Source organism: Lactobacillus bombicola (assembly GCF_900112665.1).
GTDB lineage: Bacteria > Bacillota > Bacilli > Lactobacillales > Lactobacillaceae > Lactobacillus > Lactobacillus bombicola.
Window position 1 is genome coordinate 120,441 of record NZ_FOMN01000003.1, and the last position, 15,337, is coordinate 135,777.

The window sequence follows — 15,337 nt, forward strand, 5'->3', positions numbered from 1 at the left end:
TTTCTACTCCTTAAAGTTAAAATCTTTTTTCGCACTGGTTTATAATATTGATTTCCTAACTTAAAGTCAACCTTTAACGAATTTCTACTTTTAAGCTTTCTTTTAAATGCTGTACAACTGAATCCATTGACTTAGTGACAACTTCATCAGTTAAGGTATCCCTATTATTTAGGAAAGTTAGCCGATAAGCTAGACTCTTTTTGCTTTGGTCAATATGCGGCCCTTGATAGATATCAATAACCTGTAATTTAATTAAATATTTACCACCATTTTGATTGATAATATCTTCAATGGCTTGGTTCGTTACAGCTTTATCAACCAAAATAGATAAATCCCGCTCAACTGCCGGGAATTTTGGTGCAGCTTGGGCAATTGTCTTTGGCTTGCAAATCAAATCAACAATTTTATCAAGATTTAATTCATAACCATAAATCTCACTACCATTCATTGCCTTATTAGCTCGCGTAACTGAATGGCTAATCATGCCAATTAAACCGACATTTTGCTTTTTAATATAGATTCCAGCTGTACGGGTAGGATGCATATCAGTTACAGTTTCTGCCCGATATTCTACTTCACTTAAGTTAATCCCAATAGCTGCTAATAAATTGGTTAATTGTCCTTTGACATAGTAAAAATCAATTTTTTCATCATCATGCTGCCAGTTTTCAAAATAAATTTTACCAGAATATAGCGCAGCAAGGTGTTCATGCTCGTTATAGATATTATCTTCAAAATCGTAAACACGTCCTTGCTCATATAAAGCCAACTGATTTTGTTTACGGGCCATATTGTAACTAGCAGCGTCAACTAGACCGGTAAGCAAATTTTGTCTTAAAGTTGAACGACTTGAATTAAGTGGCATTTGCACCTTGATTGGTTTTTTGGCTTCTTTAGTATAAGCAGTTGCTTTCTGTGGTGAAGTCAAAGAATATGAAATAGCTTCCATCAAACCTTGGCCTTGAACAAAATTCTTTATTCGTCTAATAGTCTCTTCTTTTTTAGAATAACCACCATGAGTTTCCGCTAAGACCGGTTGGGTTGATTCGATATTGTCATAACCGTATAAGCGACCAATTTCCTCAACTAAATCAGCGGGAATTGTAATATCCCATCGTCTAGCTGGAACATGTACAGTTAAATCATCCTTTGCAAGTGTAGTTTCAAAATTTAGCCTTTCAAATAGGTGTAACATTTCTTTTGCAGCTATTTTTGTACCTAAAGTCTTGTTAATGTATGAAACTGTAGTCTTAATTATTGTTGGTTGTTGAGCTTTATCTATTGCACAGATAGTTCCTTCATTAATAGTTCCACTGGCATTATTACGTAGTAGTAGTGCGGCCATTTCCAAAGCTCGTTGAGTTGCTTCACGATTTATTCCCTTTTCATAGCGACTTGACGCTTCAGTTCGATTGGCATGGCGTAAAGCAGATTTCCTAATTAAAGTAGAATCAAAAATAGCAGCTTCTAAAATCACATCAGTAGTATCAACTTCTATTTCTGAGTTTAAACCGCCCATAACACCAGCCATCATTACCACTTGGTCGCCATTAGTAATTACGATATCTTCAGGATCAAGGCTAACCTCTTTATTGTTAAGTAAAGTTAATTGTTCCCCTTCATTAGCTTTGCGCACAACTAATTTATTATTTGTAAAAGCTCTAGCATCGTAGGCATGTAGTGGTTGTCCAGTTAAAAGCATGACATAGTTTGTTACATCAACTACATTGTTGATTGGTCTAATTCCAGCATTCCATAAGCGTCTTTGCATCCATAGCGGGCTAGCAGCTATTTTAACATTAGTGATTTTTCGTAAATAAAATTTAGAGGTTAAATCAGAATCAACTAAAACATCAAAATTGTCTGTCCATGCCTCCCCATCAGCTTTGATGGTTACATTTTCTACTTTAACGGGTTCATCAACAATTGCCCCGACCTCATAAGCAGAGCCTTCCATTGACAGGGTATCAGCACGATTAGGAGTAATATCAAAATCAAAAATATAATCATCCATTCCTAACGGTTCAAATACTGTTTGACCCGGTTTAATGTCAGTATCTTTAGGAAAAACATAAATACCAGCAGCATATTTTTCAGGAACTACACTATCTGAAAATCCAATTTCTTGTAAACTACAAATCATACCATTGGATTCATATCCACGCAGTTTTCCCTTTTTTATTTTAGTATTGTCAATAATTCTGGCACCGGGTAAGGCTACAATAACATCTTGACCAGCTGCTACATTAGGGGCACCACAAACTATTTGATGTGGTTCATCCCCACCAACATCAACATGTGTAATATTTAAATGGGTACCTTCAATTGGCGTACAATCAATAATATGACCTACAACAATTTTTTTCAAACCAGCTTGTGGATGCTTTACCTCTGCAACTTCCACGCCAGTTCGCGTAATTTTTTCTGCTAATTTTTCAGGATCTTGGTCTAACTTTAGAAAATCTTGGAGCCATCTATAAGAAACTAACACTATCTTTCCTCCTTGCTAAATTGTTCTAAGAACCGAACATCATTAGTATAAAAGTCGCGAATATCATCAATACCATATTTAAGAATAGCAAATCGATCAAGCCCCACACCAAAAGCAAATCCACCATAAGTATTTGAATCAACGCCAGCATTTTCTAAGACATTAGGATGCACCATACCAGCTCCTAGAACTTCAATCCAACCAGTATATTTGCAAATTGAACATCCCTTACCATCACAATTAAAGCAAGAAACATCCATCTCAACCGAAGGCTCAGTAAATGGGAAATAACTTGGACGTAGCCTTGTTTTACGATCTTGACCAAAGACATGTCTGGTCATCATTTCTAAGGTTCCTTTTAAATCACCCATGGTAATATTTTTATCTACTACTAGACCTTCCATTTGCATAAATTGATGAGAGTGAGTTGCATCATCATCATCACGGCGATATACCTTACCGGGGCCAACCATCTTTAATGGTCCCTTAGTAAAATCAAATTTTTCTAAAACTCGCGCTTGATCACCCGAAGTCTGTGAACGTAATAGATCTTCGGCATCAATATAAAAAGTATCTTGCATATCACGAGCTGGATGATCCTTAGGCAAGTTCATCATTTCAAAGCAATAATGATCTGTTTCAACTTCTGGTCCTTGAACAACTTCATAACCCATACCGATAAAATATTTCTCTAAATCATCTAAAATAATATTAATTGGATGCTTTACGCCCAGATGAGACTTTCGGCCTGGTAAAGTTACATCGATTTTTTCTTGCTCAAGCTGTTCTTTTTCGATAGTCTTAAGAATTTTAGCTTTTGCTTCATCCAATTTTTCATTAAATAAATCACGTAATTCATTTACTTTTTGTCCAATTTCACGCCGATTTTTTGGTTCAACATTCTTCATTGAATGCAAAATTTCAGTCAGTTCACTCTTGCGACCCACTAACTTAATCCGTACCTGGTTTAGCGCTGCTTCATTTTTTGCTTGTTTGATTTCAGTTAATCCTTGCTCACACAGCTGATTCAGCCTGTCAAATAAGTCCATAATTTTCCCTTTCAAATAAAAAAGCTTCGCCCCAAAAAGGGACGAAGCTTCGCGGTACCACCCTAGTTTAAGCCCAAATAAGAACTTACACTTAAGTTTTCGATAACGGTGAATACCGGAATTGATTAGATTCTACTAGTAAGATGAAATTCACAGAATCATTTAAACTTTTCTCCCAGCTTAATAAAAAGTCTCTCTAAATAAATAATTTCTGTTACTAGTCTTACATTGCGTAATTACATAATAGAATAATGCTTTTTGAAATAACTTTCAAGTAGTTAGATTATTTTACTCCCATTTATCGGCCCAACCATGAATTTGATCGAAAACAGGTCTGAGTTCTTCACCCTTTTTGGTTAAACTATAAGAAATTATTTTTGTTTTTTCATCAACCAATCTTTTGATTATGTTTTCTCTTTCTAATTCTTTAAGACGTTCAACTAATACACGATCAGAACATGCTTCTACACAGCTAGCTAAATCTTTAAAACGCATATACTCGCCATCACATAAAGAACTAATAATTAGGCCATTCCATTTTTTACCAATGATATTAAATGCATTAATAAAATGTTGACACTGTTCATAATCAATAGCTTTACAACCCACTTTAATTTTATTTTTAACACTCTGAGCCATGGTACTTCCTCTCACATCAAAGTAATATCTGACTTATTATAAAAAAACCACTTACTAAAAACAAGTGAATTACTAAGCAAAATAATAAATCATAATACCAGCAGCAACTGCTGCATTTAATGACTCTGCCTTTCCTTTAATTGGAATATATAATTTTTGGTCACTAATTTGCGCAACGGCAGAACTAACACCATGCGCCTCATTACCAATTACCAACCCTAATTGCAAGACGGAATTAAACTCTTGTAACTGCTTAGCTGAAGAATCTAATACACTGGAATATATTGGGATTGAATTATTTTTAAATATTTCAATTGCCGTTAACAAATCTTGGACAATTAGTTTAATATGAAATTGGCTACCTTGCATTGCTCGTTGCGTTTTGGGATTATAAAGATCTACACTTTCTGGTGACAAAATAACACCATCAAAGCCAGCAGCATCAGCTGTTCTGATGATAGTGCCCACATTCCCTGGATCAGACAAATGATCTAATAAAATCCACTTTCCATAATTAAATGAATAAACTTTGGGTTGAGAAATTTTTAATACCATAAAAATTTCTTGCGAATTTTTTGTACTTGATAAGTGACGAGCAATTGCTGAATTAATAATAATATGTTTAGAAGATGTATAATCAAGTTGGTATTTTTGCTCTACTTGAACTATAGTCTCTTCTGTACCTAATAAATAAATATATCCTTTACAAGCTTTGAAAGCTTCTTCAACTAAATGAAATCCTTCAACTATATATAGACCAGTTTCTTCACGATATTTTTTTTGCTTTAATTTTACTAAATCTTTAATTAGCTTATTGTTTACTGAACTTATTTGTTGCATTGGTTAAACATCTTCTTTCAAATTTTATTATAACCCAGGATTTAATGGATTAAATGTTAAAATCAAAATAGTAGCTACAGAAAGGAAAAATCATGCGATTATTTAAAAAACAGCAACCAGCTAAATCAAGTAGTTCGCCAACTGAAACTTGGTGCCTAACAGTCTCAGGTATCGTTCAAGGCGTAGGCTTTCGTTGGAGCGTTTTAAATTTAGCCCAAAAAATGAAAATTAATGGTACAGTATGTAATAATAGTGATCAAACTGTAACCATCATTTTGCAAACAACTCTTGACGAAGTCAATCAATTTTGTTTTGCACTTCCGCAAAATATTTCCCAATTTGCACATATTACAAAAATTAAAAAAGAAAAAATGATAAATATAGCCAAAATGAATGATTTTCATGTATTATATTAGATATTGACTAAAAAAAATACTATGGTGAATTTAATGAAAAAATATCGTAAATATATCAGTTTGATTGTCCTTTGCTTGGCAGTCATGTTAATTGTCACTGCATGTTCGCAGACTACAAAATCATCTACTCTACCACCTCAAGGTGGATTCTATGGCTGGATTTTCAACTTAATTGGTCAGCCTTTGCAAAATATTATGCTACGTTGTTCTACGCTGATTGGTGGTGCTAATGGAGCTGGTTGGGCTATTATTTTAATGACTTTTATAGTCAGAATGGTGTTATTGCCATTAATGCTTAACCAACAAAAGAAAGCTACTACGCAACAAGAAAAAATGACTCGGGTCCAACCACAAATGAAATTAATTCAAGAAGCGATGAAACGCAAGGATTTGACCCAAGAACAACAGATGACTCTAGCAGGCTGGCAAAGAGAATTGTATTCGAAAAACAATCTCTCCTTAACTGGCGGAATGGGTTGTCTACCGCTGCTTATTCAGTTTCCAATTATGATTGGAATTTATCAAGCAGTTATGTATTCTAGCACATTAGCTCATTCAACTTTCTTTGGTATTTCCTTAAGTGAGCGCTCACTATTAGTAACAATTATGGCTACTATTTTTGCATTCCTACAAGGATACCTCTCATTAATCGGTATTACGCCAGAGCAAAAAAAGCAAATGCAATATATGATTCTAATGAACCCATTGATGACTTTGTTTATTTCACTTTCTGTATCTGGTTCTGTTGCTTTATATTGGGCTGCCGGCAACTTTTTCTCAGTTATTCAACAAATAATTGTAACTTTTATTATTATGCCAAAAGTTAAACAAGAAGTTGATACTGAATTACAAAACGAACCACTAAAAGAGATTGTTACTAAGGATAAAATTGCTAAGTTGCTAAGTTCTCCAACCACTAGTTCACAGACAAATGAGCAAACGAATCAGTTACATCAAAATTTACGTAACCGCAATAAAGGTAAGCAGCAAAAGCATTATAAAGACTAAAAAAATGCATGATTTTATTTAATAATGAAATCATGCATTTTTTATAATATAAATTTTAACAGTAAGTAATCATAAGCATGGAAATTTCGCTTTATCTAATAATCGAAAACTGCTACCAAAGTTTTTAATTTACTTATTTTTTTGCTTACTTTGTTCACGTTGCCGTAATTTTTGAGCTTGGGCCTTACTCAATACAGGAAAAATCATAATAAATTGACTTCCCTGTCCTTCAACAGATTCAACGCTAATCGTACCATGATAGCTAGTTACCAGTTTTTGAGCAATTGAAAGCCCTAGACCATTGCCACCTTTTTCTCTTGTTCTAGCCTTATCTACGCGATAAAAGCGATTAAAGATTTTACTTTGCTCAGACTTTGAAATTCCTTCCCCATAATCTTGAACAATAATATGGACTTCATTTTGATCTAGCCCAGCTGAAATATTTAATTCCTTACGGTCAGTAGAATATTTAATGCCATTATCAATCAGCACAACAAGCAATTGTTCTAAGTGACCCTGATATATTTGAATTTCCGTCTCGAGCGGTAAATCGTCCATATCAAGGCTAATTGTAAAGTCAGTATGAACCATTGCCATATTTCCGGTCACACGACGCAAAACATCTGCTACACGAGAAACTGCATTAGGATATTGCACATTAATTTGTTCAGCTCGTGTTAAATCAAGCATTTCTTGAATCAAGTGTTGCATTCTTTTCGCTTCTTGCAAGGAAGCATTAATTGATTCAGCTAAGATTTCAGGATCATCTTTACCCCAGCGCTCTAGCATATTTAAATGTCCTTCGATAACTGCAACTGGTGTACGCAATTCATGTGAAACATCACCAACAAATTCTTTTTGTTGGTCAATATATCTTTGCATGCGATCTAACATTTGATTAAAGGAGACGGCTAATTCTTGTAATTCATCGTGACGATGAAAATCTTTGATTCTAACAGTACTATTAGGATCATCATTAACTTCTCTAGCAACTTTAGACATCTCTTTAACGGGCTTAACAATGCCTAACACAATTATCAGAGAAATAATTATAAATAAAATAATTGCTATAACCGAAATACGTACCATCCATTTAAGAAGTTTCTGCATTAATCCGTTATAATACGTCATTTTGTTTGCTACAACAATATAGCCCGTAATTTTACCTGTTTGAATCGATCTAACTTTTTGATAGGTTACTAACTGTCGATGGTGATTTTGATAGACTTTTTCCATTAGGTAGTCACCTTGGAAATTTTTAAATTTAGGAATATTGCTACCATTATCAAAAACGTCTTCTTTTTCCAAATTATAGACCACTACATTTAAATCTGGATTAGTTAAAGATGACAAAAGGTCATCATTAAATGCATTTGTACTATGATCATTATCACTAATTGCAGGATTTCCTTGTAAAATATTACGGATAGATGGGGTTAATGATGGTACAACATTAGCAATCTGCAATTCATGTGGGATACGTGCAAGATTTTCATTTAGCTTGATCATCATTTCTTCAGACGTTTCTCTTTGTTGCGTCATTGATTGCTGGTCAACGATAGAATAAATAATTACTGAAAATACAATAAAAGAGACCATAATCGTTAATGCAACGACACTTACCCAATGGACGATTAAGGACGAGTGTTTGGCCTCTTTTATATTTTTTTGATTATTTTTTTTCATCGTCCTCATCTCTTACCATATATCCGGTACCGCGAACGGTCTTAATATATGATTGTTGTCCAGGAACATCAATCTTATTACGTAAATAGCGCACATAGACTTCAACAACATTGGTTTCAATATTTGAACCGGGTCCCCAAATTTTTGATAGCAATTGATCACGACTAACTACGTTATTCTTATTTTTGATTAAGGTCATCAAAAGATTGTATTCACGCTTAGTCAAATCAACAGCTTTACCATCACCACGACGAACGATTCGATTTGCAGTTTCAATAGTCATATCCTTAAACTTAATGACTTTCTTTTCAATTGTACCATCCGATGCTTCTTTTTCGATTTTAACCCGACGCAAAACTGCGCGCAAACGAGCCAAAAGTTCTTCAATTGCAAAGGGCTTAACAATATAGTCATCCGCGCCATGATCTAGACCTGATACGCGATCAATCACTGAATCTCTAGCAGTCATCATAATAATAGGTGTGCTCTTAGCTTGACGAACGCGACGCGCAATTTCCAAACCATTTAAATCAGGCAACATTAAGTCTAACAAAATTGCATCAAAATCTTCTTTTAATGCAAGCTCTAAGCTTTTACGACCATTACTTTCAACCACTGTATCGTAATTTTCATGTTTAAGTTCTAACTCAACAAAACGTGCTAAGTTCTTTTCATCTTCAACAATTAAAATTCTTGCCATTTTTTCTTCCTTTTCATAATTATTAAATACAAACCAGCATTATAACCTAATTATAAGTTAAGCATACTTTAAAAATGCTTTTAAAACAAGATAAAAAAATCAGGTTAAGACTAACTCTGATTTAATCTTTATTTTTAATTACTCTGAATCCTGATTATCATTTTCCTGATTAAATAAATTTTTTAGTTTGGCAAAAGCAGGATTTATCTGATTTGATTTACCTTTATTAAATTCTGCTTCTGAAATGACTGTCCAGCCATTGCCTTGAGGATAAACGTTATCTTTTTCTTCCTCAGGAGTCAAAATAGTAACGGGTATATGAAGTAAAATATTGTCTTCAATTGCAGTTTGTAAATCTATATTGTCATCTTCAATTTTGACAATTGGTATATCACTTTCATCGAGCTCTTCTTTAGATATATCAGTAGTAGTGTAACTTTCACTATACCTAAAATTCTCATAATATTCTACTGGCTCTAGACTCCGACTGGAAGGAACAACCAAATTAGCTGTAACTTGAAAATTGCCTGTTACATAGGGTTCGCTATAAAAAACATCACCAACAAACTGAACATTTTCAACTTTATAAAGTAACTTTTGACTACGCTGTAAAAATTCTGGTCTTACATTTACAGCACATTCAATATGGGTCAAAGGGGCAGAACTCTTTACTATTTGTGAAAAACTAAGTGATAACATTTTATACCTCCAAAGGACGACGACCAAAGTTTTGATCAGTCTGCATAACCTGCTCGAATAGCCGATCAACTCGCTTTTGTAAATGCAACGAACCAGTCTTAGTATTTTTTTGGTCGACCTTAGATACAATATTAGCCGATGTTTCTTTTCTAATCTGTTTCAAATATTTTTGACCTATCTTACTATAACCAAGTAACAGAATCGCCTCATTATTGAAACTAGCAATCATATCATCTTGTGTAACATTTAGCAAAGTATATAAACTCAATCGTCGTAGCCGTGAATATGTATATCTTTTAGATTTGATTCGCCGCAAAAATTCTGTAAAAGTTTGAGCTAAATGAATTTCATGTTTCATCTTATATTCAAGCCCTTCACTCATTTGATAAATTTGTCGCAATTCTGTGTATGTCGCTGATTCAAGCCGATACTTTAAAAATGGAAATAAAATATTCCAATTTGGATACACTTTTTGTTGCTGTAAATTTTCAACTTCTTTTTCAGGTAACCATTGATTAAGGTCACCATTTGCTCCATTATGCAAAATAATATTCCTAATAGCACTGCCACTTTGGACTACTCCACTGTCATGCAATAAATCATCATGCCCTGCACCAATACGACTAATTGGATGCAAACTTAATGGTTCACCAAGATTGTGATTAGCAACTGCATATGCTAGAGCTAAAATAGCGTTTGGTTCATTGACCTCATGGCCAACCTCACGGGCAACCATTTGATTATACTGCGTTGAATATGTTTGACTATAATCACTAAAATCCATATGACTCTGAGGAATCTCAGCAATTCTACTACCCAAATAAGCGAAATTTTGGCTAGCATCTTCAACCCCAAAAACTAAGTCGCTAACCCCTAGTTTAACTAACTGATCAATACTACCTAACGAAAAAAGATCCGCTGGTTGGACTGACGTAGAAAATGGCAATTCAAAAACTAAATCAGCACCACTTTCTAATGCAGCCTGTGCTCTTGCCCATTTATCAATAATCGCCATCTCGCCTCTTTGAACATAGTTACCCGACATAATGACGACAATTGGATCTCTACTACCAGCAAGATAACGTGCTTGATTCATTAAGAACTCATGTCCACTATGGAAGGGATTATATTCTGCAATGATCCCAACAACACTCATATTCAGCTAGTCTTCCTTTATTTCTATTTTTTTACCATCAGTCCATAATTTTTCAACGTTGTAAAAATCACGAGCTTCTTCTGTAAATACATTAACCACAACATCACCTAAGTCAAGTAATAACCAATTTGACTCGCTAGATCCTTCAACGCGATAATCGTTAAAGTTAGCCAGATGTGCTGCATCAATAATTGCATTGGCAATTGCATGTAGTTGACGATTAGAACCTGCACTTGTTGCAACATAGTAATCAGCCAGAATACTATAGCCTTGCATATCATAGGCAACAGTATTTTCACCATGGCGATCACTAATTGCCTTTAATGTAAATGTTAAAATATCTTTACTAGTCAATTTTTCTCCTCATTATTTTCCTTAGTACTCCACACATTATACGCATCTAGAGTACGGGGGTAAATCTTATCTCTCTTTTTTATCAAAAATTCAAGAGTATGTGCTAGTTGGTAAGCCACACCCGAATCTAAGTTATTACAAGTAACCTCTTGTGCTTCCTCAACTCCAGCAAAAGTCCTTCCAGGCTCAATATAATCAGCCATAAAAACAATTTTATCTAACAGGGTCATTTCGACGTCAGCTGTTGTATGACGCTTTATAGCATTGAGAATTTCCATATCTATTATTTTTAAGTCGCGTTGCACAAAATATGCTCCTACCATACCATGCCAAATAGCTGGACCCCAATTTAAAAGGTCATGGTCCATCTGTTGTTCCTTAATTACTTTGCGAAATTCATCAGCTGGAACTTGTTTAGCATAATCATGAATAAAACCGGTTAAAGCTGCTTTATTTTCATCATAGTGATTCAATTTAGCTAATTTTCTTGCTGTTTCACTGACTCTAACACAGTGATTAAACCGACTTTGATCCATATTATTTTTTTCTTTAGTTATTATTTCATTGCTAGATAATGGTGAATAAGTATTTTCAAAAAACAAATCACTCATAATATAATCCCTTTTTTTGAATATAATTTAAAACTGTTTCTGGTACTAAGTATCTAATTGAACCACCCACTGCAATAGTTTGCCGAACTAAGGTTGAGCTTACATCAATGCCTGGTACATCTACCCAAATCATTGGTAACCTTGCCTTTTGGGGATAACCAGCACGCTGTATCCCAACCAAAGTGGCCAATTGGGCTAATTTAGTTGGCTCTTTCCATTCAAATAATTGATTAACTTGATCACTACCCATAATTAAATAATAACGATTCTCGGGGTAGATTTCATGTAAATAACGTAAGGTATCTACAGTGTATGATACGCCACCACGAAATAATTCAAACAACTTAACCTGAAACCGCGCATTATCTTGCGTAGCCAATTCTAGCATATTTGCTCGATCTTGAGCGGAAACAATTGGCGCATTTTTTAACGGAGGTATATTGGTCGGAATAAACCAAATTTCATCTAAATGCAACTTACTTAATACTTGTTCTGCTACAAGTAAGTGTCCAATATGGACTGGATTAAATGTGCCACCAAAAATACCAATTTGCTTACCATCATGTACCTTTAATTTTTCTGCTTGAACCTCTACTACAGAGTTATTTTTTAAATCTTTTGCAATCGCAACCATTTTTCCCTCTATATTAAAGCACGTCTAATTCCTAATCCAATGCGGTTAGGTGTGTATATTTTAACTAAGCAATTTGCCGGTACCGTAATAAAACCAATACCACCAAATAATAAGTCACTTTTGACACTAGGATGAAACTCTTGGCCCTTAAGTGCAGGCAAATTAGTAGTGTCTGCTGGCGGGGCGAGCAATTCACCTAAATGCTTTAGATAAAATTCATCAGCATTTTCCGTCTTAGTACGATGAACATATAAATCACGTGCAACATACACAGTAAAACTTGTAGGTTCACCTTTTAAGTAGTCGATTCTACCTAAACCAGCTAAAAATAATGTATTGCCGGGCCGTAATTGATATGTTGCTGGCTTCATTGGCTTTTGCGGTGAAATTACCGCTAAATCTCTTGCATTCAAACGCGTAGCCAGTTGATTTTCAGACATTATTCCAGGAGTATCAACTAAGAAATGACTATTTTCTAAAGGAATTTCAATTTTGTCAAGTGTTGTACCAGGAAAGCGTGAGGTTGTAATGAGATCCTTAATATCGCCCATTTGATTAATAATTGCATTAATTAAAGTTGACTTGCCAACATTAGTCATACCCACAAAATATACGTCTTGCTCTTGAGAACGCTTGTCTAAATATGAAATTAAATTAGCTAAATTTTTTTGTTTTTTGGCACTAACTAAAAATATTTTTTTAGGGAATAAGCCAACGCGATTTGCCTCTTGTCTCATCCAGTCTTTAATTTTACTTTGACGTGAGTTTTTAGGAAATAAATCAAATTTGTTACCAACTAAAATAAAATCATTATTCCCAATAAAACGAGTTAGAGAAGATAATAATGAATTCGTGAAGTCAAATAAATCTACCACGTTAACAATTAATGCTTTTTTTTCAGCTAAAGAATTAAGTAGTGCTAAAAAGTCATCGTTATCAATAGCAACTGGCATAATTTCATTATAATGTCGCAAACGAAAACATCTTTGGCAATAGATATCATTATCTTCAGTATCAATAGCATCTTTTAATCGCTTAGCTGGCAAGTATCCTGCTTCATTAATTTCATCAGATTGCAACACAGCGCCACAACCGATACAAATAATTTTGTCATCCATTTTTTAATGTCTCCTTAAAAGTTATCGGCTGGGAAAGTGCTAAAAAGAAAAAAATTATTTTTTCTAAAAAACGATTAATACGCGTATTCCACTTATCGGTCTTAACCAATGGCTTGACTAAAACTGATTTAACGCCAGCAAAATTTCCTGCCTGTATATCAGTAATCAACTGATCGCCAACCATCATTACCTGATTAGGTGCTAAACCCATTTTTTCCCTTTTTCTTGTAATTGCAAATGGTAAGGGTTTCCTTGACTTAGCGATAAATTCAATATGGTAGGGGGTAAGGACCTTGCTAATTCGTTTGGCATTATTATTTGAAATTACCACCAATTTAATCCCAGCATTTTTTAAACGCTGATTTAACATGTCCATTTCCTTAGCTGTTTCAAACTTATCCCAAGCCAAAAGAGTATTATCTAGATCTGAAAATACCGCTTTAATACCCATTTGATGAAGTACATTGGTATCTAAATGATAAATTGTATCAATTGTATAACATGGTCTAAATAACATTTAACTTTCCCTTCATTAACATGTCCATAGTCTAATATATCAGAGAATAAGCTTCAAGTGATAAATTTTGACATAAAAAAACGGCGCAACCGCGCCATTCTTTAACTTATTTTAAAGCATTTTTAGCTGTTTCAGCTAATTGTGCAAAAGTCTTTGAATCACTATATGCAATATCGGCTAACATTTTACGGTTGATATCAATACCCGCAACTTTCAAGCCGTGCATTAACTTAGAATATGAAAGATCATTTTGTCTTGCTGCAGCATTAATTCTCGCAATCCATAACTTTCTAAAGTCACTCTTACGTCTTCTACGATCACGGAATGCATATCTGTAAGATACAAATAATTGTGTACTTGCAGCTTTAAATTGCATATGCTTTGCGCCACGGTAACCCTTAGCGAGCTTCATAATCTTTTTACGACGTTTACGTGTTACTGTTCCACCCTTAACTCTTGGCATCTAAAATTCCTCCTAAATATCGCTGTTACTTTAATAATTAACGCATTTGTGAGAGCATCTGCTTGATGCGCTTCAAGTCGCTACGCGAAACTAAAGTAGCCTTTCTCAAATGACGACGTTGTTTCTTAGTCTTACCGTGGAAACGGTGACCAGTAAAAGCGTGATGACGCTTTAATTGACCAGAAGCAGTTCTTTTAAAACGCTTTGCTGAAGCGCGGTGGGTTTTCATTTTAGGCATTTCTAATTCCTCCAAATTAACTATTTATTTTTATCACTCTTGGGAGCAAGTATTAAGAACATTGAACGACCTTCCATCTTTGGCTTGCTTACAACAGTAGCAATATCCGCAGTGGCTTCTGCCATTTTTTCTAGCACATCACGTCCTAATTCTTTATGAGTAATAGCTCGACCCCTGAATCTAATTGAAACACGAACATTAGCTCCTTCTTTAGTAAGAAATTTTTGCGCATGCTTTAATTTAGTGTTAAAATCATTGCCTTCAATTGTTGGACTTAGGCGTATTTCCTTCACACTAACTGTCTTTGACTTTTTGCGTGATTCTTTAACCTTCTTTTGTTGTTCAAAACGGTATTTACCGTAGTCCATTATACGAGCAACTGGTGGTTTGGCATTAGGCGAAATTAGAACTAAATCTAAATTTGCAACACTTGCTTGGCGTAAAGCCTCAGCTTTGGTTACAACACCAACTTGTTCACCATCTTCATTAATTAAACGAACTTCGCGTGAGCGAATTTGGTCGTTTAATATCAAATTCCTTGGTATAATTCTTCACCTCCATAGTTAACTTGAGGACAAGAAAAGAGCGGGTAATAAGTAACCCGCTCTTAATCAACAGAAAATATCGATTAGCCCAGAGGTCAACTTAACTTAGGCGAGAAGCGGGAAGCTTCTTCTTGTTCTCAACTAATGTGATTATACACGTCTTCTACTAACTA

18 protein-coding genes and 2 other annotated features are annotated in these 15,337 nt (G+C 34.5%); of the genes, 2 read left to right on the forward strand and 16 right to left on the reverse strand.

Annotated features, from left to right (window positions below):
• Nucleotides 1-73: 73 nt before the first annotated feature.
• The 4 genes from pheT to BM203_RS03740 form a co-directional block, all read right to left on the reverse strand.
• Entirely contained in the window at nucleotides 74-2,491 is a 2,418-nt protein-coding gene (pheT, locus tag BM203_RS03725; protein WP_090092864.1) for a phenylalanine--tRNA ligase subunit beta, read from the reverse strand.
• Complete coding sequence (gene pheS / locus BM203_RS03730; RefSeq protein WP_090092865.1) at nucleotides 2,491-3,540, reverse strand: phenylalanine--tRNA ligase subunit alpha; 1,050 nt, start codon at nucleotides 3,538-3,540, stop codon at nucleotides 2,491-2,493. The genes pheT and pheS overlap by 1 nt, the downstream gene beginning before the upstream one ends.
• Before the next feature lie 34 nt (nucleotides 3,541-3,574).
• Nucleotides 3,575-3,773, reverse strand: a binding site (T-box leader).
• A 55-nt stretch (nucleotides 3,774-3,828) separates the two neighbouring features.
• Entirely contained in the window at nucleotides 3,829-4,179 is a 351-nt protein-coding gene (locus tag BM203_RS03735) for a winged helix-turn-helix transcriptional regulator (RefSeq protein WP_090092867.1), read from the reverse strand.
• Between the two features lie 72 nt (nucleotides 4,180-4,251).
• The gene (locus tag BM203_RS03740; protein WP_090092868.1) at nucleotides 4,252-5,019 is read right to left on the reverse strand and encodes a TrmH family RNA methyltransferase; all 768 of its coding nucleotides are present in this window, start codon (nucleotides 5,017-5,019) and stop codon (nucleotides 4,252-4,254) included.
• A 92-nt stretch (nucleotides 5,020-5,111) separates the two neighbouring features.
• Here BM203_RS03740 and BM203_RS03745 point away from each other — a divergent pair, with 92 nt between their 5' ends.
• Nucleotides 5,112-5,435: an acylphosphatase gene (locus BM203_RS03745; protein ID WP_090092869.1), complete on the forward strand. Its 324-nt coding sequence runs from the start codon at nucleotides 5,112-5,114 to the stop codon at nucleotides 5,433-5,435.
• Between the two features lie 33 nt (nucleotides 5,436-5,468).
• Nucleotides 5,469-6,443, forward strand: coding sequence for a membrane protein insertase YidC (yidC, locus tag BM203_RS03750; protein ID WP_090092960.1), 975 nt, complete (start codon nucleotides 5,469-5,471; stop codon nucleotides 6,441-6,443).
• A gap of 129 nt (nucleotides 6,444-6,572) precedes the next feature.
• On the opposite strand, the gene BM203_RS03755 is transcribed toward yidC, so the two are convergent.
• The 12 genes from BM203_RS03755 to infC form a co-directional block, all read right to left on the reverse strand.
• Entirely contained in the window at nucleotides 6,573-8,138 is a 1,566-nt protein-coding gene (locus tag BM203_RS03755; RefSeq protein ID WP_090092871.1) for a HAMP domain-containing sensor histidine kinase, read from the reverse strand.
• Nucleotides 8,116-8,829, reverse strand: coding sequence for a response regulator transcription factor (locus BM203_RS03760; protein ID WP_090092872.1), 714 nt, complete (start codon nucleotides 8,827-8,829; stop codon nucleotides 8,116-8,118). The genes BM203_RS03755 and BM203_RS03760 overlap by 23 nt, the downstream gene beginning before the upstream one ends.
• Nucleotides 8,830-8,967: 138 nt before the next feature.
• Complete coding sequence (locus BM203_RS03765; protein ID WP_090092874.1) at nucleotides 8,968-9,528, reverse strand: DUF177 domain-containing protein; 561 nt, start codon at nucleotides 9,526-9,528, stop codon at nucleotides 8,968-8,970.
• Nucleotide 9,529: 1 nt separating this feature from the next.
• Nucleotides 9,530-10,684: a nucleotidyltransferase gene (locus BM203_RS03770; protein WP_090092875.1), complete on the reverse strand. Its 1,155-nt coding sequence runs from the start codon at nucleotides 10,682-10,684 to the stop codon at nucleotides 9,530-9,532.
• Nucleotides 10,685-10,690: 6 nt separating this feature from the next.
• Nucleotides 10,691-11,038 carry a ribosome silencing factor gene (gene rsfS / locus BM203_RS03775; protein WP_090092877.1) on the reverse strand — a complete coding sequence of 116 codons (348 nt, stop codon included), beginning with the start codon at nucleotides 11,036-11,038 and terminating at the stop codon, nucleotides 10,691-10,693.
• Nucleotides 11,035-11,649, reverse strand: a complete 615-nt coding sequence (gene yqeK / locus BM203_RS03780) for a bis(5'-nucleosyl)-tetraphosphatase (symmetrical) YqeK (protein WP_090092878.1) — start codon at nucleotides 11,647-11,649, stop codon at nucleotides 11,035-11,037. Before yqeK ends, rsfS begins: the two co-directional genes overlap by 4 nt.
• On the reverse strand, nucleotides 11,642-12,283 hold the full coding sequence (locus BM203_RS03785; protein WP_090092880.1) for a nicotinate-nucleotide adenylyltransferase: 642 nt from the start codon (nucleotides 12,281-12,283) through the stop codon (nucleotides 11,642-11,644). The genes yqeK and BM203_RS03785 overlap by 8 nt, the downstream gene beginning before the upstream one ends.
• A gap of 8 nt (nucleotides 12,284-12,291) precedes the next feature.
• Nucleotides 12,292-13,401 (reverse strand): ribosome biogenesis GTPase YqeH, encoded by a 1,110-nt coding sequence (yqeH, locus tag BM203_RS03790; protein ID WP_090092882.1) that lies wholly within the window; start codon nucleotides 13,399-13,401, stop codon nucleotides 12,292-12,294.
• Nucleotides 13,394-13,918, reverse strand: a complete 525-nt coding sequence (locus BM203_RS03795) for a YqeG family HAD IIIA-type phosphatase (protein WP_090092883.1) — start codon at nucleotides 13,916-13,918, stop codon at nucleotides 13,394-13,396. Before BM203_RS03795 ends, yqeH begins: the two co-directional genes overlap by 8 nt.
• 106 nt (nucleotides 13,919-14,024) lie before the next feature.
• Nucleotides 14,025-14,381, reverse strand: coding sequence for a 50S ribosomal protein L20 (gene rplT / locus BM203_RS03800; RefSeq protein WP_090092885.1), 357 nt, complete (start codon nucleotides 14,379-14,381; stop codon nucleotides 14,025-14,027).
• Between the two features lie 37 nt (nucleotides 14,382-14,418).
• On the reverse strand, nucleotides 14,419-14,619 hold the full coding sequence (rpmI, locus tag BM203_RS03805) for a 50S ribosomal protein L35 (protein ID WP_090092886.1): 201 nt from the start codon (nucleotides 14,617-14,619) through the stop codon (nucleotides 14,419-14,421).
• A 20-nt stretch (nucleotides 14,620-14,639) separates the two neighbouring features.
• Nucleotides 14,640-15,152 (reverse strand): translation initiation factor IF-3, encoded by a 513-nt coding sequence (gene infC, locus BM203_RS03810; protein ID WP_090092887.1) that lies wholly within the window; start codon nucleotides 15,150-15,152, stop codon nucleotides 14,640-14,642.
• Nucleotides 15,153-15,190: 38 nt separating this feature from the next.
• Nucleotides 15,191-15,303, reverse strand: a sequence feature (ribosomal protein L20 leader region).
• Nucleotides 15,304-15,337 lie beyond the last annotated feature (34 nt).